We start from the raw sequence: 25,141 nt of genomic DNA, 5'->3' as shown, positions 1-25,141 counted from the left end.
TTTGTCAAACATTAACAAGGAACTCAGTTGAGAAAAATCATTTATATCTTAGGATTGATATCCGTATTTTCAGTGCAAGGTGCCAGTTTTGATTGCTCGCTGGCCAGAAGCTCGATAGAAAAGAACATATGTGCTAACCCTGATATTTCAAAGGCAGATGAGGCGTTAGCAACGCTTTATAGCAATATTAAAAGCCAAGCTAAATATGTTAATGATTTAATTAATGGTCAGCGTGCTTGGTTAACACAACGAAATGCATGTGAGACTGATGTTTGTATTTTAGATAAATACCAATCTAGAGCGTTGGCGTTAAATGCTTGGCCTGAAACAGAGGCTAAAAAAGATAAAGTGCTTGAAAACTGTACCGATCGTCCTGAGTGTTGGCCAGGAGGCAGCGCTATGCATACTGGTTTGACATTAGTTAACAGTTTGAACAAGGCATCTGCTCAATTGAAAATAAAGCATGATGAGCTCATCGCTCTGTTGTCTGATGCCCCTAATTATGATGGTGAAAAACAGCCTGACTCTCGTGTTATCTCGGCTTTAACCGCACAGCAACTGTCCTGGAGTACTTATAGATCTGACGAATGTGAATTAATTGGTTCGCTGACCGGAGCGGGTGGCTCATGGCCATCGACTTATGCTAATCGTTGTGAGGTCAATTTGACTGAAGAACGTTTGCGCCGCGTTAATTCATCTATTAAGTGTATTAACAAAATACCTTTAGAAGATCGTTGGATGGAACAGTCTCGTTGTTTACAGCAACTTGCACCGTTAGCCAATAAAGTGTAGATAATTAACGTAAACTAGGGCTGCTAAGTACCTATTAAACAAGTTATTAGCTTCCTTAGTTATTTGGCCAGCATTTCTCGTTATAGGATGTCATTATTTAAAGGTAACTTTACCTCCCACCATTTTAAAGGCTGGTGCGCCTCTCACTAACGTATCTCTGGCAAATATCTGGCTGCATTCTGGGCATGTGCAAGGAACCTTGGTGTTGTCTTCGACAATACGCTCCTTAAAGCATTTGATTAAGGCGCCTTTACCTCCCTTACGATACTTAAACAATGGTGCTTTACACTTAGCGCAGAAAACATCGACGGTGCGCGAAGGACCTTTCTTGTTGGGTTGGGCCATGTATCGTTTACTCTAAAGTCTGTAAAGTGCTTTAGCCTATTGTAATGAAAAGTGCCGGGTTAGGCTAAAGTTAGCGATGCCTTTTATCATCCGGCCCTCTTGCTATTGGTGTACGCTGTTATCCGTTAATGTTACTGACCAAGAAAGAGCTTAAGACTCTTTTAATGCTTATCTTTATGAATGGCTGTTTAATATTAATCAGCCTATTGGCACTCAAAAGTGCTTGGAGTGCCAACCATATGAAGATCGTGATTAAGGTTAAATTGACGAAACTGCTAATATAGATACATATAGAGTCATATAAAACAGCAAATAGACGATGGCGGTTAGATTAGGCTGTAATCATAATCGTAAATTAACACCCAATGCTTGCAGATGTTAGCCATGGTTTATATTGAGCTTTCGGAATGCAAATGTTAATTATTACAGAGGATTTACCTTTGAGTTTTTATGAAAACAACATTCTTCCACACATTATAAATTGTGCTTGTTCTTCAAGTGTCATCATGGAGCTTAGGCAGAAAGTTGTGCCTTTAGCTTATGGCAATGTTTTAGAGATTGGTATGGGCTCTGCTGTTAATATGGTTTTGTATAATCCTATGAAAGTTAATATGATATGGGGCCTTGAACCTTCTCCTGGGATGCGTAAAAAAGCGCGGAAAAATTTAGCGAAATCGCCTATTCAGGTTGAATGGCTAAGTCTCCCTAGTGAACAGATTCCTTTAGATGATCAATGTGTTGACTCAGTTGTGTTAACTTATACTCTTTGCACTATTGCTGATTGGCGTGCCGCTATGCAGCAAATACATAGAGTGTTGAAGCCTGATGGTAAAATATTTTTCTGTGAGCATGGAGAAGCACCTGACGATTCAATTAAAAAATGGCAACATCGTTTAAATCGCTTATGGGGTAACGCTTTTGGTGGCTGTAATTTGAATAGACCTATGATTGACAATATACAAAGCAGCGGCTTTAGTATCGATTGGTTTGAAAGTGATTATATAAAGGGAGTGCCAAAGTTTGCATCGTATATTAGCTGTGGTGTGGCGACTAAAAAGACCTAACAAGAGAGTGGGGATATAAGGTGATTTAAACTGGTCACTTTAATTTCAGTATTTAGTTTTGTTATCCTAGTCGAGATGATGAGCATAATGATCTAGATTAAGATAATAGGCGGGAACTGGGCAGTGCTATTTTGGTCTATTTTGGTCTATTTTGGTCTAGAATTTAGGCGTTATTAATTTCGTGTCATTGAGGTGAATTAGTCGTTTTAATCGTTAATCTCTCTTGATTAGATAACCGAATTTGAATCCCATCGACTGTGGTAATCCGCTGAGCTTCAATATCTTTTTTACGCACCTTGTAACTGTTTGTCATCGCTTCAATAGGTGATGTAATTGTAACTTCAACGACGGTATTATCGTCATACCAACTCCAGCCCCAATAGCCTGCAGAGGCTAACATCGACACCGCAATCATAGTGTAAATAATTACTCGACTAAGAAGGGGTGATTTTTGTGCATCTGCCATATCTGCGATGCGATTAACTTTATGCCCTCGTCCACGGCGCAAGTAGACAATAGCGCCAAGGATTACCAATATTGTCACTAGAATTTTTGTTAGCACGTCATCTTCCACCAATTAATAATTAACCACAATTATACAGTTTATTGAATAATTTAACGTTATCTAGCACACATCAATCGTGCTAATTAATATTGATTACTCAGTTGTAAATATAGCCACATAGGGACACTTCCGACGAGGATAATATCGTGATCGTTTATTAAGCTGTGATGACCACTCTAAATGACAATAGCTTAAGTCTTCAATTCTTCAATTCTTACTATGCCTCACAGCCTAGGATGAAAGCTGCAATGGTAACAAATAACCCGTCAAAAAATGGGTTTAATTTACTTGCCTGACGAGGAACATCGATGCATTAAAGTGAGTTGATTCACCAGCAAGACTCATACAATACTCCTTAAAAAGAGTTGTAATGTCACAACAACATTAGCGAGTTAGATAGGTTATCTAATGGTACGAAAAAACATTCCCGCTCTTGTCTTGGTAACTGCAAGTAATGAGTTAATTAAAAGAGTCGACCAAATCAACTCATTATTAAGCGGATGATTGATACCGCTAATAATGAGAACTTGGCAATATTTTTATATACGGATTAATTCATCTATTTTCCTGTTGTAAGGAGGATTGATTTAACCAATGTATGCTGGTAAGTTATTAAAAATATTAATAATTAAACACGTGTTACTATTGCGCAGTTAAATGTGTTCCGGGTATTTACCGAAACTCTGACTCTTTTCACAAATACGCTGTCATAGATAAACTTATTAACTCAACGGAGTGATAGATGAAGTTGTTCAAATTGGCTTTAATTTTTGTAGCGGCCATATATTTATCTGGATGCGCATCTGGTGCAAAAATGAAAAATATGACGTTTCAGGGTGAACAAAAATCCTACTTTGATGTATTAAATGACAACATAGAGCTATCAAATGTCTCTGGTGGTCAAAAAACAAATCCACTGTGGACATCAGAAATTAGCAGTGAAGCCTTTTCTGGTGCTGTCAGGGGAAGCCTGCAAGCACAGGGATTATTGTCTGATGATGGTCGATATAAACTGGTTGTGAATATGCTTAAAGTGGATCAACCTATTTTTGGGTTAGATTTTGAAGTTACTACTCATGTTCAATATTTACTGACCGATTCGGCAACCCAATCCATTGTGTTTGACGAAACCATCATTGCACCGCACACAGCAACATTTAAGGATGCCTTTGTTGCGGTAAAAAGGCTTAGATTAGCCAATGAAGGTGCTGGAAGAAAAAACATTGAAGCACTACTTGATAAATTATCTGCGTTACAGATAGATAAGAATGAGGTATCACTAGTAGAGTAAAAAATGCATGGCCTCAAGCTTATTGCTTAGTCTGCTGTAAATTTTAGCTGACTTATTCGGTAGGCTTTTGTTTACTCGGCTCGCAGTTATTTTTTAAAGTGTTAGATTGATATAAGCATCCCCCAAATCACCTAACCAGAAATTAGTCGAGCAATAGCTATCTAATTTCTAGTTTGGTTATATTTTGTTATTACCAGTTGGATACAATCCCCCATATTATTCTGAAACAACTATTGATGGTTATTTTTATTTTCATGAGTAACTTTTACATAGTAAAAAGTAATAATTTGTAAAAACTACAAAATAATTATATTAAAATATTTCATTTTTTATCATAAAATATAAATGTTATATTTATCAGGTGTTTATTTTTTTGTTGCTTCGGTTTAAATGTGGTATGCCTTTCGCTTTATTAAAATAGAGTCGCTAATATTTAGGCATGTTTTTTTATTAATGTTATATAAATTGACCCAATCTATTTATCGTAATAGTGTGTTAATTGGACAGTTTTTATTGCCCCTATTTATTTCAGCGTAATATCACTCTATAAATTTTGTATTTAAGGAGATTAGAAATGGCTACAACAAAGGCAAAAAATCAAGATCCACAACAGAAAATTGAAGATGCTTATCACTTAGCTGAAGAAGCGACTTCAGAGGCTGTTCATTCCTTGAAAGATAAAGCGAAAGAATCATTGGGTGAAGGCACTGAAAAAGTTAAATCGGCAACAGCTCAAACTGAAAATCTTATTAAGGAACACCCTTTATTAAGTGTCGGGTGTGCTTTTTTAGCGGGATGGGCGATTTCGAAACTTATAAAATAGCAAAGCGGCCGGAGGGGTTTTATTATGGAAAATACTGAGAAAGTGTACAGTAAAGATAAAATCTCCGATGGCACGCAGACCGATCCTCACGTTAACTCAGATGAGGTGGACGTAAACTCCGATGACGTAAACGTTGAAGAAATTAAAGATATTTTTAATAAGGCATCGAAATTAGCTCAAGAGGTTGGACAGTGGTCAGAGTCTACAGTCCAACTTTTCTTTATGGAAATATTACGAAATGTTGCCGCAGCAAAACAGTTTCTTGTTTGCCAGCTTTTATTTATTCCATTGTTAGTTCTCTTTATCTTCAGTTTATGTGTTTGCTCCGGGATTGTGATCTACAGCCTCACTCACAGCATATTTATTGGCTTAGGGGTATTTCTACTCACAATGATGTTGGTTTTAGTTGGCTTGCTGTATTGGCAAAAACGGCTTATTCGTTTTTTTGGCTTCAAAGACACTGTCTCCCAATTAAAGGAGGGTATCGATGTCATCTCTAAAGCATCTAAATCATTCGATTAAGTTAACACGTGTGCAGGGGAAAGACTCTGTTAGACAGTGCGAGTTAACGCTTAATTTATTACTCCATTCTGTCAAAAAGCAGACTCGAAAGCATCCTTTTGGGGTCACAGTTGGTGTCACCATAGCCACGATTGTCTTTGCTCGGTATAGGAAAAGTATTAAATCTCTTTATCCTATTGCTTCTCTAAGCTTTAATTATGCGAAACAACATCGCAATTCAAAACCTCAAGAATAAAAACCAATCAATCATGATGATAGCCATTTTCTTGCCCATTATATGATCGAGTCAATACTTTGAACTGTTGTGAGTCTGGATAACTGTCAGTGTGACCCATCGCAAATATTTCAAAGATGTTAATTATTTACTGATTAAAGTCGTGAGTCATCACATACAAAAAATGCTGATTGTTTAATAATCAGCTTAATTATTTAACTCAATGACGTTTAATATATCAACATGACCACAAAAGATATCATCGATGAAGAAGTCACTTATCCGTCGGATTATATGATCCTTTCAACAACCGATTTAGACAGTATTATTACTCATGTTAACGATGACTTTATGACGGTTAGTGGTTATAAAGAAGATGAGCTAATTAATAAACCCCACAATATAGTACGCCACCCAGATATGCCTAAAGCTGCATTTAGTGACCTATGGGACACCATAAAGCAAGGGGAAAGCTGGATGGGATTGGTGAAGAATCGCTGCAAGAATGGTCAGTATTATTGGGTTAACGCTTATGTGACCCCGATTAAACGTAACGGTATTATTTGCGAGTATCAGTCGGTAAGAACTCAGCCTGAAGCAGAGCTGACTGAACGTGCTCAAGCCTGTTACGATGCAATTAATGCTGGTAAAGCTGCTAAGCCTAAGCTTGGCGCCAGTATTATTACCAAACTTTTTTTCGCTTGGTTGCTATCTGTTGGGTTGTTGATGTCCTTGCCTTACTCAAGTGGTTTTTTCACCGTCGTCGCATTTATTGTTGCCATTATCTGTTTTTGTCGGCCGCTTTATGTTCTTAAACAGCGTTTTAGTAACATATTGATATTAAGTGAAACAATACATAATAATCCACTAAATCAATTTGTTTATACAGGTTATACCGATGAGCTTTCTCACATCGAATTAAGTCTACGGATGCAAAAAGCTGAAACGCTGGCGGTGGTTGGACGTATAAAAGACAGTGGTGAGGAATTACAGCAAGGTTTAGAAGAGCATCAACAACAAAATCAAGCCAATCAAAATCAGTTAGTTACGCAATCACAAAACCTTGAGCAAGTTGTCACAGCCATCGGCCAAATGAGCTCGTCTGTTACTGATATAGCTAAAAATACGACAAATTCAACCACAGAAATTCATCACTTAGTTGAACAAATAGAGTCAACTAAGGTGGCATTAGCCAGCAGTCAAATCGTGACTACGGAAATTAATAACTTATTGGAAGAATCTCGTATTGCTATTTCTTCGCTGAATAAGCAATGTCAAAATGTAAACCAAGTTGTCGAGGTGATCGAGAGTATTGCACAGCAAACAAACTTGCTTTCGCTCAATGCCGCCATTGAAGCCGCTAGGGCTGGAGAGGCTGGTAGAGGGTTTGCTGTGGTCGCGGATGAAGTGCGTAACTTGGCCAGTCGCTCGGCAACTTCTGCTCATGAAATACACGCTATTATAAATTCACTTAGTCGTACAACTGCAGAAGCCGTTGCACAGATGGAGCAAAGCCATTTGTTAATAGATAAGAGTATTGATTCTAGTCAAATACTCGAGAAAAGCCTGGTTTCGGTTAGTGAAGTGATGAGTATTATCGAAAGTAATGGCGAGCAGATTTCAGTGGCGGCAGAAGAGCAAGCTGCTGTTGTTAATCAAATTTATAACAACGCGATGATACTACAAGATGGCATTAATCAATTTGAACAAAATTGTCATAATGCAGCAATACATAGCCAAGAAATTAGTGGTCAGGGTATACGTCAAACAGAGTTGGTAAATCAATTTAATTAGATTGTAATATCACAAATTGTGAGGTGATGACTTCGGTATAATTGAGGTAATTTTACTTTGTTGACTCTGCTGAGCATCTTGCTGCCAAAACAAATTAACCAACTTACCAACTTACCAACCAACTAACCAACTAACCAACTAACCCAGGGTGAGGTTGTGAACGTTTTTTATACAGATTAAGTATGTTTTTAGAACTATATTTGTTCAGTACGTTATCACTTCATGAATGATTGGAAGTGATTAAGTATTGAAATTATTTATAGTGTTCAAAAAACGCACACTCATGCGGTTACCCTGCCAACTAACCAACTAACCAACTAAACAACCCACCCACTAACCAATCAATCAACAACATCAATACACTGTACATCGCGAATGTGCATATCAATGGCTTAAATAAGTGCTGTTTATCAACTGTGTTAGCTTGTGTGCTACAGCCTTCTTTGTATGCCGTTATCGTATTCTTTTGCCGAGTATCGCTTTGGGTGTATGGTTTTTTCTTTGATGGTTAATAAAGATTAAAGCTAGATATTATATTTAAATCAGCTGGTTAAGTGGTTTGTAATGGTCGGTGTCCGAATAAGCAATGAGTACTAAACAGGCGTAGTGGACGTAAGCCATAGTTTAATTAATACAAGTGACATCGGCATGAGAAGTGTCTACTAGACTAGCGGCCAGCACAAAAACGGCAATAATAGTGTCAATAATGTTTCAACTAAAAATGATGATTTGTGTAAATAAGGCATTTTTTATAATACGATGACTTTTAGCTTGTTATTTAGGCTTTATGTTTTAGTATAATCCGTTGCACTTATCAATTAGGGAGAACGTAATAAATGGAATTTATAAATGAAATAGTCGCAAATGAGAATTATACTTTTTTAGTGGTGTTAGTTATTGGGGGGCTGACTCTTTGGTTTCTTCCTGCTATTTTGGCATTATTTTTTAATCGAAAACACTTTAAATATATTCTGTTAGCGTGTATCCCTGCAGGGTTTTCTTTTATTGCGTGGGGCGGCGTTATAGTGTGGGCTACCACGGGTAAAGTTATTGGTAAATACGCTAATAAAGTTAACGCTGAAAGTTAACTTCTATCAATAATATACACTCACCATAAACCATAAAAATCATTATATGCACTTATTTTTCGCTCACTTTGTGATGCTTTTAAGTGCCGGTTTTTGGCGTCAGTTTTCGGTATAAAATGCAAAAGGATATTACATGAAATACTTATCAATTGTCATCATCGCACTCTTACTTGGTTGTTCTTAAAAAGATTTTAGTGCTCAGGTTAACGATTAGTTCATCGAGAAAGTTATTGGTGGCGAATACTCACGTAATGGCGCTCAATGCAAAACCATAAAAAATCAATGTCCTGAAGGACAATACGAAGAGTGGATTCAAAAGAGCGGTGAAAAAGCGTGTGCGTGCAATAGCTTGTAGCATTCAATTGCTTTGAGTAAGGGGTAAAAACTAAAAAACTTGATAATAGTTAGCATAATACTGGCGATTTTTATCGATAGTTAAGCTGGTTATTAACTGTGTTGGCAATCCTTTGTTTCATGTTAATTATCAAAAGATAACGTCAGTTATATCTGGATATACAGGGAAGTAATACGATGAAAAAAATGATAACGGTTGTGACATTATTGGTGTTAGGTGTGTGTTTGAATGTTCAAGCGAATGACAGATATAAGCCTACATCTAATTTGTCATTGTTACGTTCATTAGACCGTGGCTATATGATTATTGGCACTACACATACAAACGATGTTAATGATCTTCAACTTGTCGATATAGAACGCCTTTTTAATGAGCTTAATCCCACTTTAGTGTTGTTAGAAGGTGGTTATTGGCCTGATAAAATGTCTAAAGCTGAAGCGATTAAGTGCTGTGGTGAAATGGGGTTTTTACAGTTTTTAGCTAAGCAGCATCATGTCAAAGTAACAACTTGGGAAGGCGATAGCCTAAGTGAAGCTAAATTTGTGTTAGAGAAGTTTGATGATGAAAGCCTAAAGGTATTTTATTTATTAAGACAAGCACCACAGTTGCTCAGTAATGTTAGTCTTGCCGACGCGAAAAGTAAGATGTCTAATCTGCTCGGACAATCTGGTTTTCCTGCAACAGAATATCACCTAAATGTTAAGCCAGATTCAATTGCTGAGTTAGACATTATGTTATCAACCATGGTGGGGAAATCTGTATCGTGGGTTGAGTTTTCATCGGCAACTATTTTTGATCAACAACTCAGCACCTCTGAATTTACGACGCTTAAAGCGATTAAAGATCGTGTAAATGAGTTTAGGGATAATAGCGCCATTAACAAGGTGAAAACCGCGATCGATAATAATGAACGAGTCATGTTTGTGGCTGGTGGGCTTCATTTTATGCCTGTCATGAATGCACTCATGCAATAGCTTAGTGCTCATAGCTGTTTATTCATTTATATTTTATTGATAAAGATAGATTGGCCATGTGTGGCATCTTAGGTCCTAGTCAGGAATCATCATAAGGAAAGGGCTTTGGGTATTGTATTTGCGGTATTAGCGGCTTATTTATCATTGACTAGGATAGTGATGCCAGATGTTGATATGACCATGCCAATTCAGTAACTCATTTTACGGCGTTGACTCTTTTGCGAATCGCTTCTGTTAATTGTTTTTTGACTTGGTCTTCGCCACAAAATGTTGCAAATCCTAGTCCCCATCCATGAGGATTCACTTGAGTTGCCAATTCAACCACCCGGTAACAATAATCGCCCTGTTTTACTATTCTGTTAGGGTCTAGCCGATGGTTAAAGGTATGCGGTTGGCTGATATCAATTTCTGCTGCTAACTCTATAAAATCAAGGTTAAGGTCCATTTCACTCATAGTGCCAGTGGGTTTGTTTTGTAATGCAGTTTGCGATCCTATGAGTGTGTCTAATGCTGCAATATTATTTTGTATAAAATGGCTAGTGGCTTGTTGTATTGACGCTAATGATGGCGCGGACTTGTTGATGTCAGTGGTCGTGTTTGGTTTTATTTGATTAGGCAATGCATTAGGTATTTTTGCACTCGCACTCGCAGTCGATCGTATGTTGTTGGGCTTATTGTTTGATGGCATCACGTTATCGAGGGGGGTGTCTTCATTTAAAGAGGTCTGCGTCTCTTTAGTCTTTATGGTTGTTGATGGGCTCTCGTCAATTTCAATATCAACATCAATTTCATCAATTTCAACATCAACATCTATATCAGCATTTATATCAACAATGGGTGGTTTACTCTGTACGGGTTGGGCATTTTCTAGGTCATTAAGCTTGGGTGATAAACTTGTTTGGGTCATTGATTGGTATTGCGCCGAAGTCATGAGATAGCTTTTTATTGCGGTGGGCGAAGGCTTAACCACTAAAGCTGACACTCGTTGCGTCGTGTCTTGGTACCAAAACGCAATCAACACATAAATCAATAAAACATGGATGATGAATGCCGTGAGTACAGGCTTAAGCCAATATGCTTCTTTAGAGGAGTGTGTTGAAGATCGAGAGTGATGTGGCTCCCAGCCAACCGTTATTACTTCCATTTATATCAATCACTTTATCGCAGTATTATCAGTCCTTTTTTGATTGTTAACAGAAGGTAAAGTTCATAAATTGATGTGGATAAATTTATCTTGCTTGAGCAAAAGACATCATCCTTGTTAATTGGTCTATTTTATCGAAAGAAAATCACACTATTATGCAATATTTATTCAGTTAACAGCCTGCTATTATTAAATAGTTATTTTTCATCACCGAGGTTTTCATGAAAGTATTACAGCGTTTTAGCGCTTTGCCCGCAATGGACGGTGATGGTGTAAACATTAATCGTATTGCCGACTTTGATAAGCTTCGTTTTGATCCATATTTAATGATCGATGAGATTAAGTCTGATGATGAACAAGATTTTATTGGTGGTTTTCCGCCGCATCCACATAGAGGTGTAGAAACCTTTACTTATATTCGTAAAGGCGGCTTTGAACATCGCGATCAAATGGGCAATGTTAAACCTATTCGTGCCGGAGATGTGCAGTGGATGAGTACTGGCAGTGGCGTGCTGCATTCTGAAATGCCATTAGCAGATGCCAAAGAAGGGCTGCATGGGTTTCAAATTTGGATCAATATGCCAGCAAAACACAAAATGCGTCCGCCTATTTATCAAGACAGCAGTAAACAGACTAATCCCCGTATAAATAACGAACACGGCGCAACGCTTGTTGCCTTGGCGGGGAGTTGGGGTTTTAATCATGAGCCACATAAGATTACTTCAACTCTTCAGGGGTTAGCTGGCCATGGGGCAATTGCTGATTTAACGTTAACTGAATATGGTCACTGCACGCTGAATCTTGCAGAGCACCAAACGGTGTGCGCTTATGTGTATCAAGGCGAGCTTAACTATATTGATGCACAAGGTTTGCGAGAAACTGCAGGAGCAGGGCAGTTTTTAGTTTTAAATGCGCTTGAAGTCTGTCATTTTCAAACCGAGGCCACAGGTGCTGGGTTGTTAATATTAGCGGGCAAGCCGATTAACGAAAAAATTGTCCACATGGGGCCGTTTGTGATGAATACCCAGGCTGAGATAGAGCAAGCTGTTCGTGATTATCAGCAAGGCCACTTTGGCCAAATTACCTAGCATTACCCTCAAAATAAGCTGAATTATCGATAAATATTTGTCAGCGAACTGCGAATAAAATTGCTACAATAGCTGACATCTGGCTTAGGTTTGTTTTAAGACCTTTGCTCACACCAATCTTATTTATTATCTGTTCCTTCTGGCAAGATAAATCGTTCGCAAATAGCGGTAAGCATTTTTCATATAACATCATTGTATATGCTAATTTTGTTCCGCTGTTTAATGATAGTTTTGCGCGTTATTGGCTCATTTATGTAATGGTATTGGTATATTTTTTTGCAGCTTTTGCCTGCTTTTTACCTTTCGATATCAGAGGATATTTGCCTTGAGTCAGTCTACAGAACAAGTCGTTAACACGGCTTTTGCATCACTTAAATTAAAACCTGAATTGCTTGAAAACCTCCAAACTATGGGTTTTGAATCGATGACTCAGATCCAAGCTGAGAGCTTACCGCCTATTTTGGCCGGTGAAGATGTTATCGGCCAAGCGATGACAGGTTCAGGTAAAACAGCTGCCTTTGGTTTAGGATTGCTTAATAAACTGGATGTAAAACGTTTTCGCATCCAAACCATGGTGCTTTGTCCAACGCGTGAGTTAGCCGACCAAGTAGCGAAAGACATTCGTACCTTGGCCCGTGGTATCCATAACGTTAAAGTACTAACGCTATGTGGCGGCGTACCTATGGGGCCACAAGTTGGCTCATTGGAACACGGAGCACACATTATTGTCGGTACACCGGGTCGTATTGTTGATCATTTAGATCGCAACCGTTTAGATTTAAGTAACATGAACATGCTGATTTTAGATGAAGCTGATCGCATGTTAGAAATGGGCTTCCAACAGCACATTGACCAAATCATTGCCGCGGCCCCTCGTGAACGTCAAACATTGCTGTTTAGTGCCACGTTCCCAGATCAAATCCAAGCGATTGCCGATCAAATTCTGTATAAACCGGTAATGGTTAAAGTTGAAGCTAAACACGATAACCTCACTATCGATCAGCACTTTTATCGTATTGAAGATAACCAGGGCCGTCTTGAGGCATTGCGTTTATTGTTATTAGATAAGCAGCCTGGAAGCGCAGTCGTGTTTTGTAATACCAAGCGTGAAACCCAACAAGTGGCTGACTCATTACATGAGTTTGGCTTTAGCGTACTAGCATTACATGGCGATTTAGAGCAGCGCGATCGCGATCAAATGTTATTGCAGTTTGCTAACCGTAGTGCGCGTATTTTAGTTGCTACCGACGTAGCTGCACGTGGTTTGGATATTGATGAGTTAGACGCAGTATTTAACTATCATATTGCTTATGATACTGAAGTGCATATTCACCGTATCGGCCGTACTGGCCGTGCTGGCAGTTCTGGAGCCGCATATACTTTCTTTGGTGAAGAAGACGGTTACAAAATGGCGATGATTGAAGAAGCCATGAACAAAGATGTCGTCAGTGAGCCTTTACCGCCAATGAGTGCGCTCAACAAGCAACCGCTTGCTGCTGAAATGATCACGATTCAGATTGAGGCGGGTAAAAAGCAAAAAATCCGTCCTGGTGACATTGTTGGTGCATTAACGGGTGGCAATGGTTTAGATTTTAACGATATTGGCAAAATTAAAGTGACTGATTTTCGCGCTTACTTTGCCGTAAAAAGCAATGTGTCTAAACAAGCGATGAATATCATCAGTAAAGGTAAGTTAAAAGGCCGTAGCTATCGTGCGTGGTTCATGTAACTGAGCCTTTTGCAGCCTGTAGGGTTGCAGTTGATTGATTTGCAGTTGATTGATTTGCAGTTGATTGATAGTTAGTCGATTGGGTTATGCCTGAATAATAAAAAAGCCGGTGAACAATGTTCACCGGCTTTTTTATGCTCTATCGCTAATTAACCTCAGCTCGGGATAATAAACAGTTATCAAACAGTCCTTTGTCTCGCTAACAGTGTTGTATCGACTTGCAATAGGCTAGCTATTGACGCGTCAACACGCCTTATTAGCAAAACAAATGACAAGTTTGATATGAAATAGACCAAATTTTGTCATTTTAACTAACTTATCCCATCTCTTAACCCGAGTTAAGGTTAGTTAGCTTTTAACTTTAGCGTTGGCATAAGGATTACTGCTACTGCTTGAAACTACTGGTGCAGTGCCACTGCGACGTGGTGGACGATTACGCTGTGGTGGTTTATTACCATTCGCTCTAGCTTCCGCTTTAGGATCTGCAGGCTTATCGTGACTGCGTGATGGTTGGCGAGAGTCAGGTTTACGCGCTGGTTTATCACCTTGAGCGCCATCATTTGCATGCTGTTGAGCATGTTTACTGCGATTCGGGTTTGGCTTTTTAGCGCTATTACCGCCAGATCTGCTACTCGCTTCAGGGATAGTGAATGGTGCTTCAAAACCAGCAAGTTGCTTACGCTCAATAACACGATTGATTAAACGCTCGATATCATGCAGTAATTTAACTTCTTCAAGACCCACTAATGATACAGCTTGACCTGTTGAACCTGCACGGCCGGTACGGCCAATACGATGCACATAATCTTCAGGTACGTTAGGTAAGTCAAAGTTAACCACAAATGGCAGTTGATCAATGTCGATGCCACGCGCGGCAATATCTGTTGCGACCATAACTTGTACGGCACCGGCTTTAAAATCTGCCAATGCTTTAGTGCGTGCTGTTTGGCTTTTATTGCCATGAATGGCTGCGGCTTTGATGCCAGCAGCTTCTAGGCTTTTCGCTAAACGGTTAGCACCATGTTTGGTACGAGAAAACACTAACACCTGTTTCCAATCATTGGTTTTAATCAGTTCGATTAGCGCCATTGATTTACGGGTTTTATCCACTGGATACACACATTGGGTCACAGTGTTTGCTGTTGCGTTACGCGGCGTAACTGAAATCTCTACCGGATTGTTAACCAGCCCTTTAGCAAGTTCACGAATTTCATTCGAGAATGTTGCTGAAAACATCAAGTTTTGACGCTTAGCGGGTAATAATGCTAATACTTTTTTAATGTCGCGAATAAAGCCCATGTCTAGCATGCGGTCTGCTTCGTCTAACACTAGAATTTCTAATTTGTTAAAGCTAATGGCTTTTTGCTGACATAAGTCGAGTAAACGGCCTGGCGTTGCGACCAGAATGTCGACACCATTTCTGAGCGCAGCTAATTGTGGCACGATGGACACGCCACCAAAGACTACGGCTGATTTTAACGGTAAGTTGATGCCGTAAGTAGCGACGCTTTCTTGTACTTGCGCGGCAAGTTCGCGTGTTGGTGTTAATACTAGCGCACGGACTTGACCACGTTGCGCTCGTTCACCTTTAGATAATAATTCTAAAATTGGTAAGGTAAAACCAGCTGTTTTTCCTGTCCCTGTTTGTGCTGCTGCCATTACATCTTGACCGGCTAAAACAGCTGGAATTGCTTGTGCTTGAATTGGAGAGGGGGTGTCATAACCTTGTTTTTCAACCGCTTTTAAAATAGCAGCATTCAGACCAAGTGAGGAAAAACTCATAGAAAAATCTCTTTGGGCAACGCATTGTTGCTTTGAATAAAAGGTAGCCAGTAACGGCGGCCGTGAAGCTTACCTGAAAACCTCTTTGAGTGCTATCAAATCCCTGTGTGGGCAACGATATATACTCTGAAATCACAATTAATAATGGACTATTTAATGGTGAAAATGTCTCGCTTATGATTGCCAAATACAGCGATTTAATGAAATCGTGTTAATCTTAAGACCAGAATCAGTGCTAAAAGTCGACTTATTGCATACAATAAAATGGTAACTCGTTTTCTATCTAAATATTCAGCGACTTAGCTGAGGTTACTTAACTTAAGGTGTCTCTAACTGATGAAATTAACGGCACAAATACATATTGAGAAAATGGCGTATGAGCTGCGAGATCATGCTCATGCCGTGATCAAAAATGTGCTGTTAATGTCTAATATTTCAACCTTATCTCTTCAACTTGCTATGCGCGAGCTCGCTCAACATAGCCGAGTCGCGTTGCATTTTCATCCCGATCAAATTGATAATCGAGGCCTCACTGTCGTTGATGGTTTATTGCGTGACGGGGTGTATAAAAGCCAGTTTGAAACCCATGTCTCTAATGGTCATTTATCACCAGAATTAGGCGGTTCTCGCGACCATTGGGAAAACCAATTATTTGGTCACAGCTATTCTGGGATTAAGCATCGGCCTAAATATGGTGCGTTAGATTTTGGTTTGTGCCCATTAGGTCCGGCGCCTCGCTTTGGCAGTTGTTATTTAGTGACTCATCCTCAAATATTGTCTCGATGTACCTTTAGTTACATGGACTCTTATCGGTTGCCCAAAGAAAAGGGCACTATAAAGTGTTTTGATGCGATTTTAGCGGCATTACTCAGTGAGAGCTTTGAGCGTCAATATGCTTTGGGTATTTCTGGGCTTAAACCGAGTAAGTTGATTGAACATTTTAGTCAGCATTTAACCGATGATATCAGTAGCCGTTTCGATGTGGCCCCTAGCGGTAATTTAGATCATTATATTGAAGCCCAAATTCACGGCGATGTGTCGCTGGATCAAGATATTGCCATATTAGTGGCCGATCCGTCATATGTAGGCACTGCCATTGGCGATTCATTAGTCGCCTTGTGTCATGAGTATGGAATTGAGTTGCATTGGCATCAAGGGCGGCAGATTAATGTGGCACAAATACCCGATGATTTTCGTGGTGCTGCGATGCCTATTTTGGCGCAAAGCCTTGCTGAAAATGAGTTGATTAATGCTGAGATTATTGGCCGTGCGGCGTACCAATTGCAAAAAAAACCGGCTTCATGGAGTGAGCGTGGTGCACATTCTAAAAAACGACAAGACTTAAAGTTACTCTGGCACGTATTGGTAAAATACGGGGAGAGTACTGGTCAATAAATGTTATTACCAACAATAAATTGTTTTACTCGCATTGCTTCCCCTTTGGTTCTTTTTGCAAATTAGCTTGGTTTTGTCGCTCAACGTGTTTGTGCTTAACACTGTGATGTTGTTTGTGATTAACCATTTTATTTGTAAAAGATGCACTTTATTGAATTTGATAAGTTTCAAGCTGATAGTGGTTAAATTTAATCTTTAAATAAGGCTTTATTAGCAAAATGTGAATCAGATAACATTTACACTGTTTTAGGTGTTAACTCGATGCCAGTACTGCGATACTGCGTGATTAAAGTGGTCATCGATAACTCTGCCGGAGCTTCATGGACAAGTCGTTAGAAAAGTCATTAGCCAAATGGCTTAAAAGCCAACAATCTTCTTGTGGTATTTTCCTCAAACTATCGGTGCTATGTGGTGTGCTAAATGGCATTGCCATGGTGGCACAGGCCTATTTTATTGCTCAGATTTTACAGGGTGTCATTATTGATAACCTTGTTCCCGCCACATTAAACATTCAATTTTTTTCCCTTATTGGTTTGCTATTCACCCGAGCATTGTTAGCGCAGGTGCGTGAACGGATAAGCTTTGAGGCGGGCAAACGTTTACGCACCGACATACGCCAAGCGGTGCTCAATAAATTAGTCGCATTAGGGCCGGTATTTATTAAAGGCAAACCTGCTGGGTCATGGGCAACCTTAGTATTTGAGCAAGTTGAAGATTTGCATGACTTTTATGCTAAATACTTACCGCAGATGATGTTGGCTGGGTTTATTCCTTTACTGATATTAGCCTGTGTTTTTCCGCTTAATTGGGCCGCTGGGATCATTTTGATGGCCACGGCACCATTGATTCCGCTATTTATGATTTTAGTGGGTATGGGCGCCGCAGATGCTAATCGTAAAAATATGCAGGCGTTATCACGTTTAAGCGGTCACTTTATGGATCGCCTAAAAGGCCTGCAAACGTTAAAGCTGTTTAATCGCGGTGAAGCCGAGTTAGTTAACATTGAACATGCTTCGGAAGATTTTCGTGCCCGGACGATGTCGGTATTACGCTTAGCCTTTCTTAGTTCCGCGGTATTAGAGTTCTTTGCCGCGGTATCGATTGCCGTGTTGGCGGTGTACTTTGGCTTTAGTTATTTAGGCCATTTAGATTTTGGTCACTATGGCGTACAGGTAAGTTTGTTTACTGGCATGTTTGTGTTGATTTTAGCGCCAGAATTTTATCAACCCCTGCGAGACTTAGGCACTCATTATCACGCCAAAGCTCAAGCGATAGGCGCTGCAGAAGCGCTGGTTGAGCTACTTGATTATCACGTTAATACCCCCGCTAAAATCCATTCAGCATCACCAGATATGGCGTTCACAGCCGACAGCATAGACATTCAAGCGATTGGGATTGAAGTGTTTAGTTTAGATGGTCAGCGTTTAGCTGGGCCAATATCATTTACATTACCCACAGGTGAACACTGGGCTATTGTGGGCCCAAGTGGTGCGGGTAAAACCAGCTTGCTTAATGCGTTGCTGGGTTTTTTGCCTTATCAGGGATCGTTACTGATTAATGGTCAGGAATTGTCACAACTTAATGTGGCCCAATGGCGGCAACATTTGGCTTGGTTAGGGCAAGATCCGCAATTGTTTCATGGCACGGTGAGAGAAAATGTTGCATTGGCCAATCCGCAATTAAACGATGAACAAATTATGACGTTGCTAGAACAAGCTGATATCAGTGAGTTTGTAAAGCAGCAACCATTAGGCCTCGATTTAGTCATAAGCGACCAAAGTGCAGGAGTGTCAGTGGGCCAGGCCCAGCGTTTTGCATTAGCACGTGCGTTGGCACAACCCGCTAAATTGTTTTTATTAGATGAACCCACTGCCAGCTTAGATGCCCAAAGCGAGCAGTCAGTGCTGGCCTCGTTGCACCGCGCGATGCAGTCGACAACAGCATTAACCGTTACCCACAAATTAGATGATTTACACAACATGAATTACGTATTGGTGATGGACAACGGAATGGTAGTGCAGCAAGGCCATGTAAATGATTTACAGCAGGCTGATGGATTATTAGCACAAATGCTCAATCAGCAACAGAATCAACAACCGGAGGTGTGCTGATGTCGCAACCCGTTGATGCCGCGCCGCGTAACATTATTCAGGTGTTACGGCCATTTATTGCTTTGTTCCGCCGCCAGTGGCTGATGATGTTAGTCGGCTTATTGCTTACGTTTACCACGTTACTCACCGGTATTGGTCTGTTGTCTTTATCTGGTTGGTTCTTATCAGCCAGTGCGGTAGCAGGCTTAGCAGTGTTGACGGCCCAAACATTCAACTTTTTTACCCCGGCAGGAGGCGTTCGATTTTTCTCCATCGCCAGAACAGCAAGTCGTTACGGCGAGCGTTTAGCAACTCATGAAGCGACCTTTAAATTGCTGACTCAACTGCGTGTTTGGGCATGGAATAAGTTGCTGCCGTTGAGTGCAGCTAACTTACAAGGTCTGCGCAGAGGCGACTTACTCAATCGTTTAGTTGCCGACATTGATACGTTAGATCATCTCTACTTACGCTTACTCACGCCAATGACCGCATCTTTGATGATGATTGGGGTATTGTTGGTGTTTCTCGGGTGGTTTGATAACCATTTAGCCTTGAGTTTATGTGCTTTGTTATTAGCGGCTTGGTTTATCTTACCGCTGGTATTTTATTACTTAGGTAAGGCACCTGGGCAAGCATTGATGCAAGCGCAAAGGCAATATCGAGTCGAGTTGTTTGATGTTATTCAGGGGCAAGCTGAATTAAGTTTATTTGGCGCCAATAAGCGTTATTTAGCCCAACTTGATAAATCACAGCAGGCTTTATTTAGTCAGCAAACTACCATGGCTAATATTACTGGGTTGAGCCAAGCATTATTGATATTAATCAATGGCATTGCAGTAGTGTTTATGTTGTATTTAGCGGGTCAAAGCGTCGGAGATGCCACGCCTCCGGGGCCGTTAATGGCCTTAATGGTGTTTGCCACCATGGCCAGTCTTGAAATGATGATGCCAATAGCCGGTGCATTTCAACATTTATCTAGTACAGTACTTGCTGCGCGGCGGGTGACCGAAATAACCGAACAAATACCGAGTGTTAAATTTAATGCTAACAGTCACTTGCAAGCAAAACACGGCGCCTTGCAGCTCAGTGGCATCCACTTTGGTTATCACAGCCATTCACCGGTGTTACAAGGTGTAGATTTGACTCTTAAAGCCGGTGAAAAAGTGGCTATTTTAGGTCCCACAGGTTGTGGTAAATCCAGTTTGTTGGGGCTGATTACTCGTGATTGGGCGCCGCAACAAGGGTCTATTTCGCTTGATGGCGAGCCCATAAGTGCCTACAGCGATGCCAATCTTCGTGCTGCGATGACCGTGGTGAGTCAGCGAGTTTATCTGTTTTCTGGCACCTTACGTGACAATTTAGCCTTGGCGTTGCCCTTTGTGCAAAGCGAAACCCAAAAAGCTCATGATCCTCGTTTTATAGAGGTATTACAGCGCGTTGGTTTACAAACCTTGTTGCAGGGCGATAAACCATTAGATTGCTGGATAGGTGAGGGCGGCCGACAATTATCGGGTGGTGAGCAGCGCAGAATCGGAGTCGCAAGGGCATTATTGCGTGACGCTCCTTTGTTATTGCTTGATGAACCGACTGAAGGATTAGATAAACGTACCGAGCGTGAAATCCTTAACGTGTTGCTCGATTTTGCGGAGCATAAAACCCTGTTAATGATTAGTCATCGTTTGACTGCGTTAGAACAAATGGATTGCGTGTACCTTTTTCAACAAGGTCGACTAATTCAACAGATAGCGGATTAAAATAAGCCATTAGCGGATTAAACTCTTAGCCTAGCGCGATAGAACATACGTTATGGCTGTTTTGGTGCGGTGTAATCAAGCTTAATCGGTAGATGTTAATCAATCTAGTCGTGGGTTTTTTATGATTATTGGTTATAACATGTACCGCTAATACTGCCGGAATGTAACAACCCTTTTGACACATAAATTACATAAATAGTTTTATCTCGAGACCATAAATTGACTTGCTTCACAAATCTGGCATTCGGTTATGTTCCAAAATTACAGTCCTCTCTCGGAGTGTGATCTTAGTTACTATATTAGTAGTTGCAAACATATAACATAAGCTATCGAATATTTTTAGATGGTGAATGTGATGGCTGGTGTTACCAATCCAGTAATAACTATTAAGCGCGGACTTGATATCCCGATTGCTGGAGAACCACTGCAGCAAATAGATGGCGCACCTAAAACGACCCAAGTGGCGTTAATTGGTGAAGAATACGTTGGCTTAAAGCCTACAATGTCGGTTGAAGTGGGTGATCATGTCGCCAAAGGCCAAGTGCTGTTTGAGGACAAGAAAACCCCTGGCGTGTTATTTACTGCGCCAGCCAGCGGAGTTGTTTGCGCGATTAATCGCGGAGAACGTAGGGTACTGCAGTCGGTAGTGATTGATTGTGATGCCACGCAAGAGCCTGCCATTATTCTCCAATCAGTGGATATTCATGCGTTATCACATCAAGCCGTTAAAGACGGTTTAGTCCGCAGTGGCTTATGGACAGCGCTGCGTACGCGTCCTTTTTCTCGAGTGCCCCAATTAGATGTCAGTCCTGCAGGGATATTTGTTACGGCTATTGACACTAATCCTCTTGCGCCCGATCCGCGTGTCATTATTGCCACTCAACCACAGGCTTTCCAAGCCGGATTATTTGCCCTTACGTTTTTGACCACCGAAAAAGTGTATTTATGCCAAGACGATGGCGTTTCGTTATTGGCAGATGCCAGCAGCGAGTACGACTTATCGCAAGTCAGTGTGCAACGCTTTAACGGCGTGCACCCAGCAGGATTAGTCGGCACTCACATTCATTACCTGTTACCAGCCAGTATTGAACGCCAGGTGTGGCATGTGGGTTACCAAGACGTGATTGCCTTCGGCAAACTGTTTTTAACCGGTGAACTGTATACTGATCGCATCGTCGCGCTAGGAGGGCCTAATGTATTAAAGCCTCGTTTAGTGCGTACCCAGTTAGGCGCAAAGTTAAGCGAATGGGTAAATGGTGAAATTGACCAGCGACAGTCGCGCATTGTGTCTGGGTCATTATTGTCAGGCCATACCGCTGCTGATGTGTACGATTACCTAGGTCGATTCCATAATCAAATTAGCGTATTGACTGAAAATGAACGTCAAGAGTTGTTGCCTTGGGTGCGTCATGACAGCAGTAAATTTTCACTTACCGGCATCATGATGTCAGGTTTTAGCCGCACCAAAAAACTGTTCGATTTCACCACCACTGCTGGTGGTTCTCCGCGAGCCATGATGGCGTTTGGCCAACTGGCCCGCGTTATGCCGCTTGATATTTTACCCATCTTGTTAGTACGTGATTTAGTGGTGCGAGATACCGATGAGGCACAACTGCTCGGCGCATTAGAGCTAGATGAAGAAGATTTAGCGTTGTGCACTTTTGTGTGCCCAGGAAAGTATGACTTTGGTAAAGAACTTCGTGCTTGCCTAGATATTATCGAGAGGGAAGGTTAATGAGTCAGCAACAGAAAAAGCCTAGCAAACAAGACAGCTATTACGCTCATGGCAACTCGATGCGCAGCTATTTACGTTCGTTGTGGATAGCCAATGGTCGTAGCACCAAAGGTGATGTGCACATTCGTGATGCGATTGATGTTAAGCGCACCATGCATATTGTGGGCATGTGCTTATTTCCTGCAATGTTATTGGGCATGTACAACATTGGCCTGCAGGCTCAAATAGCCATTATTGCCGGGGCAACACAGCCGGATGTATGGCAACTTGCCTTTTATGACTTACTGTTTGGCCCACTTACGCAAAGCGCAGGTTTAATCAGTTTGTTTGCCTATGGTGCCAGTTTTTATGTGCCATTTTACTTAACTGCGTTGGTGGTCAGTTTGGTGTGGGAAGTGGTGTTTGCCAAAGTGCGCCATCAAGAACTGCACGAAGGCTTCTTTATCACCGCGTTATTATTCTCACTCATATTACCTATCTCTACGCCGTTATGGATTGTGGCCTTGGGCCTTAGCTTTGGTGTGGTCGTGGCCAAAGAGATGTTTGGTGGTATGGGTTACAACTTTTTAAACCCTGCACTGGCGGGTTATGCGTTTATTTATTTTGCATACCCAACAGAAGTGGTGTCATTAAGCCAGTTTGTGGCGGTTGATGGCTTTTCTGGTGCAACGACGTTAACCCTTACCGTGGCTAAAAAATTAAGCTTTATTGATGTGAGTTGGTTCAGCGTATTAGGCGACAGCACTTGGTGGGATGCCTTTTTAGGTTTTACCCCAGGTGCAGTGGGTGAAACCAGTACCTTAGCCATCCTTATCGGTGGTGGTATTTTACTGCTTACCCGCGTAGCTGATTGGCGTGTGGTAGCCGGCGTGATGCTAGGAATGATCATAACCGTTTTGTTGTTCAACTATTTTGGTTCTAGCAGAAATCCTATGTCGGCAATGCCGTGGACATGGCATTTAGTCACTGGTGGTTTTGCACTGGGGATGATGTTTATGGCAACCGATCCGGTAACGGCGTCATATACCCGCAAGGCTAAATTTGCCTTTGGTTTTATGATTGGTTTTATGACCATTATTATTCGTTTACTGAATGCCAAAATGCCAGAGGGCATTATGTTGGCTATTTTGTTTGCTAATTTATGGGCACCGTTATTCGACTACTTAGTCGCACGCGCCAATATTAAACGGAGACTAAAACGTCATGGCCTTTAAGAAAGATAGCGTCGCTGGAACAATGATTTTTATCATCATTTTAAGCCTAGTTTGCTCATTTATGATCACCGGTACCGTGGAGATTTTAAAAGAGCGTAAGTTGGCTAAAAAGCGCGAAGAAGTGCAGCAGTTTGTGTTAAAGGCTGCGGACATCGACATCAGCCAAGGTGACTTTAGTGAGTTATTTGCTCAACGAGTGAAGCCTAAGATGGTTAACTTGGCGACAGGCAAGGTGACTGAAAAAGCCAATCTACTTGATTTTGATGAGCGCATGGCATCGATCAACCCTGAAACCTCGACCAAACCGAAAAAAGATATCGCTAAAATTAAAACCATGGCGACCGACATTCGTATTTTTGAGGTGTATGACACCAATGGCCAACTTGCCAGCATTGTTATGCCGATCTATGGCAAAGGTTTATGGTCGATTATTTACGGTTACATGGCGATAAAACCAGACTTAAACACTATCGAAAATATCGTGTTTTATGAACATGGCGAAACCCCAGGTATTGCTGACTTTATTACTGACCCACAATGGTTAGCCTTGTGGCAAGGCAAAACGCTATTTGATGCCAAAGGTAATATTGCCATTAAAGTGGTTAAGGGCGGCGCCAAAGACGGTGACATTCACGGTATTGATGGCGTAAGTGGGGCTACTCGTTCCGGTGTCGGTATTCAGCGCTTAGTCGAGTTTTGGTTTGGCGTAGAAGGATACCAAACCTATCTACACACGTTAGCTGCGGAGGGTAAGTAAATGAGTCGTGCTATTTCAACTCGTGAGATCCTAACATCGCCAATTATGGCTAATAACCCTGTGGCAATACAGGTATTAGGTGTGTGTTCGGCTTTAGCGGTCAGTAATTCGATGCAAACTGCATTCGTCATGACACTTGCTGTGACCTTTGTGTTGGTATTTTCTAACTTGATTATCTCAAGTATCCGCAATTTTATTCCTAATAGTGTGCGGATTATTGCGCAAATGACGGTGATTGCCTCGTTGGTGATTATTGTCGATATGGTGCTACAAGACGTGGCGTATGAATTGTCAAAACAGTTGTCTGTGTTTGTTAGTTTGATCATCACTAACTGTATCATTATGGGCCGAGCAGAAGCTTTTGCGATGAAACATCCGCCTCATTTAGCCGTATTTGATGCCTTAGGCAATGCCTTGGGTTATGGCTTAATTTTAATGGGCGTAGCGTTTATTCGTGAGCTACTGGGGCGTGGCAGTTTGTTTGGTCACAACATATTTACCACTGTTGAAAATGGCGGTTGGTATCTTGCAAATGAAATGTTCACTTTACCACCCAGTGCGTTCTTTTTAATTGGCGTGATGATTTGGGTTATTAAAATCATTCAGCGTAAGCGCGGATAAGGAAA

At 41.0% G+C, this 25,141-nt stretch carries 21 protein-coding genes; 17 read left to right on the top strand and 4 right to left on the bottom strand.

Annotation, left to right across the window (positions count from 1 at the left end):
* The first annotated feature begins 27 nt into the window (after positions 1 to 27).
* Entirely contained in the window at positions 28 to 792 is a 765-nt protein-coding gene (locus tag HNW13_RS10830) for a lysozyme inhibitor LprI family protein (protein ID WP_192115473.1), read from the top strand.
* A 93-nt stretch (positions 793 to 885) separates the two neighbouring features.
* Here HNW13_RS10830 and HNW13_RS10825 read toward each other — a convergent pair whose 3' ends face one another.
* The gene (locus HNW13_RS10825) at positions 886 to 1,137 is read right to left on the bottom strand and encodes a hypothetical protein (protein WP_101086111.1); all 252 of its coding nucleotides are present in this window, start codon (positions 1,135 to 1,137) and stop codon (positions 886 to 888) included.
* A gap of 413 nt (positions 1,138 to 1,550) precedes the next feature.
* On the opposite strand from HNW13_RS10825, the gene HNW13_RS10820 reads away from it, so the two are divergent.
* Entirely contained in the window at positions 1,551 to 2,201 is a 651-nt protein-coding gene (locus tag HNW13_RS10820; protein ID WP_243756243.1) for a class I SAM-dependent methyltransferase, read from the top strand.
* 184 nt (positions 2,202 to 2,385) lie between these two features.
* On the opposite strand, the gene HNW13_RS10815 is transcribed toward HNW13_RS10820, so the two are convergent.
* The gene (locus HNW13_RS10815; protein WP_101086110.1) at positions 2,386 to 2,763 is read right to left on the bottom strand and encodes a hypothetical protein; all 378 of its coding nucleotides are present in this window, start codon (positions 2,761 to 2,763) and stop codon (positions 2,386 to 2,388) included.
* 745 nt (positions 2,764 to 3,508) lie between these two features.
* On the opposite strand from HNW13_RS10815, the gene HNW13_RS10810 reads away from it, so the two are divergent.
* From HNW13_RS10810 to HNW13_RS10785, 6 genes are all read left to right on the top strand, one after another.
* Positions 3,509 to 4,057 (top strand): hypothetical protein, encoded by a 549-nt coding sequence (locus HNW13_RS10810; protein WP_174839625.1) that lies wholly within the window; start codon positions 3,509 to 3,511, stop codon positions 4,055 to 4,057.
* 574 nt (positions 4,058 to 4,631) lie between these two features.
* Positions 4,632 to 4,880: a hypothetical protein gene (locus tag HNW13_RS10805; protein WP_101086109.1), complete on the top strand. Its 249-nt coding sequence runs from the start codon at positions 4,632 to 4,634 to the stop codon at positions 4,878 to 4,880.
* 24 nt (positions 4,881 to 4,904) lie between these two features.
* Positions 4,905 to 5,402 carry a hypothetical protein gene (locus HNW13_RS10800; RefSeq protein WP_162022311.1) on the top strand — a complete coding sequence of 166 codons (498 nt, stop codon included), beginning with the start codon at positions 4,905 to 4,907 and terminating at the stop codon, positions 5,400 to 5,402.
* 457 nt (positions 5,403 to 5,859) lie between these two features.
* The gene (locus HNW13_RS10795) at positions 5,860 to 7,410 is read left to right on the top strand and encodes a PAS domain-containing methyl-accepting chemotaxis protein (protein ID WP_192115474.1); all 1,551 of its coding nucleotides are present in this window, start codon (positions 5,860 to 5,862) and stop codon (positions 7,408 to 7,410) included.
* Positions 7,411 to 8,246: 836 nt separating this feature from the next.
* Entirely contained in the window at positions 8,247 to 8,498 is a 252-nt protein-coding gene (locus HNW13_RS10790) for a superinfection immunity protein (RefSeq protein ID WP_101086105.1), read from the top strand.
* A gap of 531 nt (positions 8,499 to 9,029) precedes the next feature.
* A complete protein-coding gene (locus HNW13_RS10785) occupies positions 9,030 to 9,827 on the top strand; it encodes a hypothetical protein (RefSeq protein WP_192115475.1) in 798 nt (265 codons plus the stop codon).
* Between the two features lie 196 nt (positions 9,828 to 10,023).
* Here the strand turns inward: HNW13_RS10785 and HNW13_RS10780 are convergent, their stop codons facing one another.
* A complete protein-coding gene (locus HNW13_RS10780; protein ID WP_192115476.1) occupies positions 10,024 to 10,971 on the bottom strand; it encodes a hypothetical protein in 948 nt (315 codons plus the stop codon).
* Between the two features lie 221 nt (positions 10,972 to 11,192).
* On the opposite strand from HNW13_RS10780, the gene HNW13_RS10775 reads away from it, so the two are divergent.
* Positions 11,193 to 12,059 carry a pirin family protein gene (locus tag HNW13_RS10775; protein WP_101086102.1) on the top strand — a complete coding sequence of 289 codons (867 nt, stop codon included), beginning with the start codon at positions 11,193 to 11,195 and terminating at the stop codon, positions 12,057 to 12,059.
* Between the two features lie 325 nt (positions 12,060 to 12,384).
* Positions 12,385 to 13,788, top strand: coding sequence for an ATP-dependent RNA helicase DbpA (gene dbpA / locus HNW13_RS10770; RefSeq protein ID WP_101086101.1), 1,404 nt, complete (start codon positions 12,385 to 12,387; stop codon positions 13,786 to 13,788).
* A gap of 348 nt (positions 13,789 to 14,136) precedes the next feature.
* Here the strand turns inward: dbpA and HNW13_RS10765 are convergent, their stop codons facing one another.
* Complete coding sequence (locus tag HNW13_RS10765) at positions 14,137 to 15,570, bottom strand: DEAD/DEAH box helicase (protein WP_192115477.1); 1,434 nt, start codon at positions 15,568 to 15,570, stop codon at positions 14,137 to 14,139.
* Between the two features lie 336 nt (positions 15,571 to 15,906).
* On the opposite strand from HNW13_RS10765, the gene HNW13_RS10760 reads away from it, so the two are divergent.
* The 7 genes from HNW13_RS10760 to HNW13_RS10730 all read left to right on the top strand — a co-directional run bounded on the left by HNW13_RS10760 (position 15,907) and on the right by HNW13_RS10730 (position 25,136).
* The gene (locus tag HNW13_RS10760) at positions 15,907 to 16,965 is read left to right on the top strand and encodes a DUF3626 domain-containing protein (RefSeq protein ID WP_162022314.1); all 1,059 of its coding nucleotides are present in this window, start codon (positions 15,907 to 15,909) and stop codon (positions 16,963 to 16,965) included.
* A 320-nt stretch (positions 16,966 to 17,285) separates the two neighbouring features.
* A complete protein-coding gene (gene cydD / locus HNW13_RS10755) occupies positions 17,286 to 19,076 on the top strand; it encodes a cysteine/glutathione ABC transporter permease/ATP-binding protein CydD (RefSeq protein ID WP_192115478.1) in 1,791 nt (596 codons plus the stop codon).
* Positions 19,077 to 19,111: 35 nt separating this feature from the next.
* Positions 19,112 to 20,809: a cysteine/glutathione ABC transporter ATP-binding protein/permease CydC gene (gene cydC, locus HNW13_RS10750; RefSeq protein ID WP_192115795.1), complete on the top strand. Its 1,698-nt coding sequence runs from the start codon at positions 19,112 to 19,114 to the stop codon at positions 20,807 to 20,809.
* 355 nt (positions 20,810 to 21,164) lie between these two features.
* Positions 21,165 to 22,544: a Na(+)-translocating NADH-quinone reductase subunit A gene (locus HNW13_RS10745; protein WP_101086097.1), complete on the top strand. Its 1,380-nt coding sequence runs from the start codon at positions 21,165 to 21,167 to the stop codon at positions 22,542 to 22,544.
* Positions 22,544 to 23,758 (top strand): NADH:ubiquinone reductase (Na(+)-transporting) subunit B, encoded by a 1,215-nt coding sequence (locus HNW13_RS10740; protein ID WP_192115479.1) that lies wholly within the window; start codon positions 22,544 to 22,546, stop codon positions 23,756 to 23,758. The genes HNW13_RS10745 and HNW13_RS10740 overlap by 1 nt, the downstream gene beginning before the upstream one ends.
* Positions 23,748 to 24,515, top strand: a complete 768-nt coding sequence (locus HNW13_RS10735) for a Na(+)-translocating NADH-quinone reductase subunit C (RefSeq protein ID WP_101086095.1) — start codon at positions 23,748 to 23,750, stop codon at positions 24,513 to 24,515. Before HNW13_RS10740 ends, HNW13_RS10735 begins: the two co-directional genes overlap by 11 nt.
* Positions 24,516 to 25,136 (top strand): NADH:ubiquinone reductase (Na(+)-transporting) subunit D, encoded by a 621-nt coding sequence (locus HNW13_RS10730; protein ID WP_101086094.1) that lies wholly within the window; start codon positions 24,516 to 24,518, stop codon positions 25,134 to 25,136.
* The last annotated feature ends 5 nt before the right edge of the window (positions 25,137 to 25,141 follow it).

This window comes from Shewanella sp. BF02_Schw, assembly GCF_014596695.2.
Classification (GTDB): Bacteria; Pseudomonadota; Gammaproteobacteria; order Enterobacterales; family Shewanellaceae; genus Shewanella.
Note: the sequence above shows the minus strand (reverse complement) of the source record. Positions and strands in the feature narration are given on the sequence as shown.

Coding starts and splice junctions, on each gene's coding strand:
- HNW13_RS10825 (WP_101086111.1), bottom strand. CDS start 1,137: ATGGCCCAACCCAACAAGAAAGGTCCTTCGCGCACCGTCGATGTTTTC.
- HNW13_RS10820 (WP_243756243.1), top strand. CDS start 1,551: ATGTTAATTATTACAGAGGATTTACCTTTGAGTTTTTATGAAAACAAC.
- HNW13_RS10810 (WP_174839625.1), top strand. CDS start 3,509: ATGAAGTTGTTCAAATTGGCTTTAATTTTTGTAGCGGCCATATATTTA.
- HNW13_RS10805 (WP_101086109.1), top strand. CDS start 4,632: ATGGCTACAACAAAGGCAAAAAATCAAGATCCACAACAGAAAATTGAA.
- HNW13_RS10800 (WP_162022311.1), top strand. CDS start 4,905: ATGGAAAATACTGAGAAAGTGTACAGTAAAGATAAAATCTCCGATGGC.
- HNW13_RS10795 (WP_192115474.1), top strand. CDS start 5,860: ATGACCACAAAAGATATCATCGATGAAGAAGTCACTTATCCGTCGGAT.
- HNW13_RS10790 (WP_101086105.1), top strand. CDS start 8,247: ATGGAATTTATAAATGAAATAGTCGCAAATGAGAATTATACTTTTTTA.
- HNW13_RS10785 (WP_192115475.1), top strand. CDS start 9,030: ATGAAAAAAATGATAACGGTTGTGACATTATTGGTGTTAGGTGTGTGT.
- HNW13_RS10780 (WP_192115476.1), bottom strand. CDS start 10,971: ATGGAAGTAATAACGGTTGGCTGGGAGCCACATCACTCTCGATCTTCA.
- HNW13_RS10775 (WP_101086102.1), top strand. CDS start 11,193: ATGAAAGTATTACAGCGTTTTAGCGCTTTGCCCGCAATGGACGGTGAT.
- HNW13_RS10765 (WP_192115477.1), bottom strand. CDS start 15,570: ATGAGTTTTTCCTCACTTGGTCTGAATGCTGCTATTTTAAAAGCGGTT.
- HNW13_RS10760 (WP_162022314.1), top strand. CDS start 15,907: ATGAAATTAACGGCACAAATACATATTGAGAAAATGGCGTATGAGCTG.
- cydD (WP_192115478.1), top strand. CDS start 17,286: ATGGACAAGTCGTTAGAAAAGTCATTAGCCAAATGGCTTAAAAGCCAA.
- HNW13_RS10745 (WP_101086097.1), top strand. CDS start 21,165: ATGGCTGGTGTTACCAATCCAGTAATAACTATTAAGCGCGGACTTGAT.
- HNW13_RS10740 (WP_192115479.1), top strand. CDS start 22,544: ATGAGTCAGCAACAGAAAAAGCCTAGCAAACAAGACAGCTATTACGCT.
- HNW13_RS10735 (WP_101086095.1), top strand. CDS start 23,748: ATGGCCTTTAAGAAAGATAGCGTCGCTGGAACAATGATTTTTATCATC.
- HNW13_RS10730 (WP_101086094.1), top strand. CDS start 24,516: ATGAGTCGTGCTATTTCAACTCGTGAGATCCTAACATCGCCAATTATG.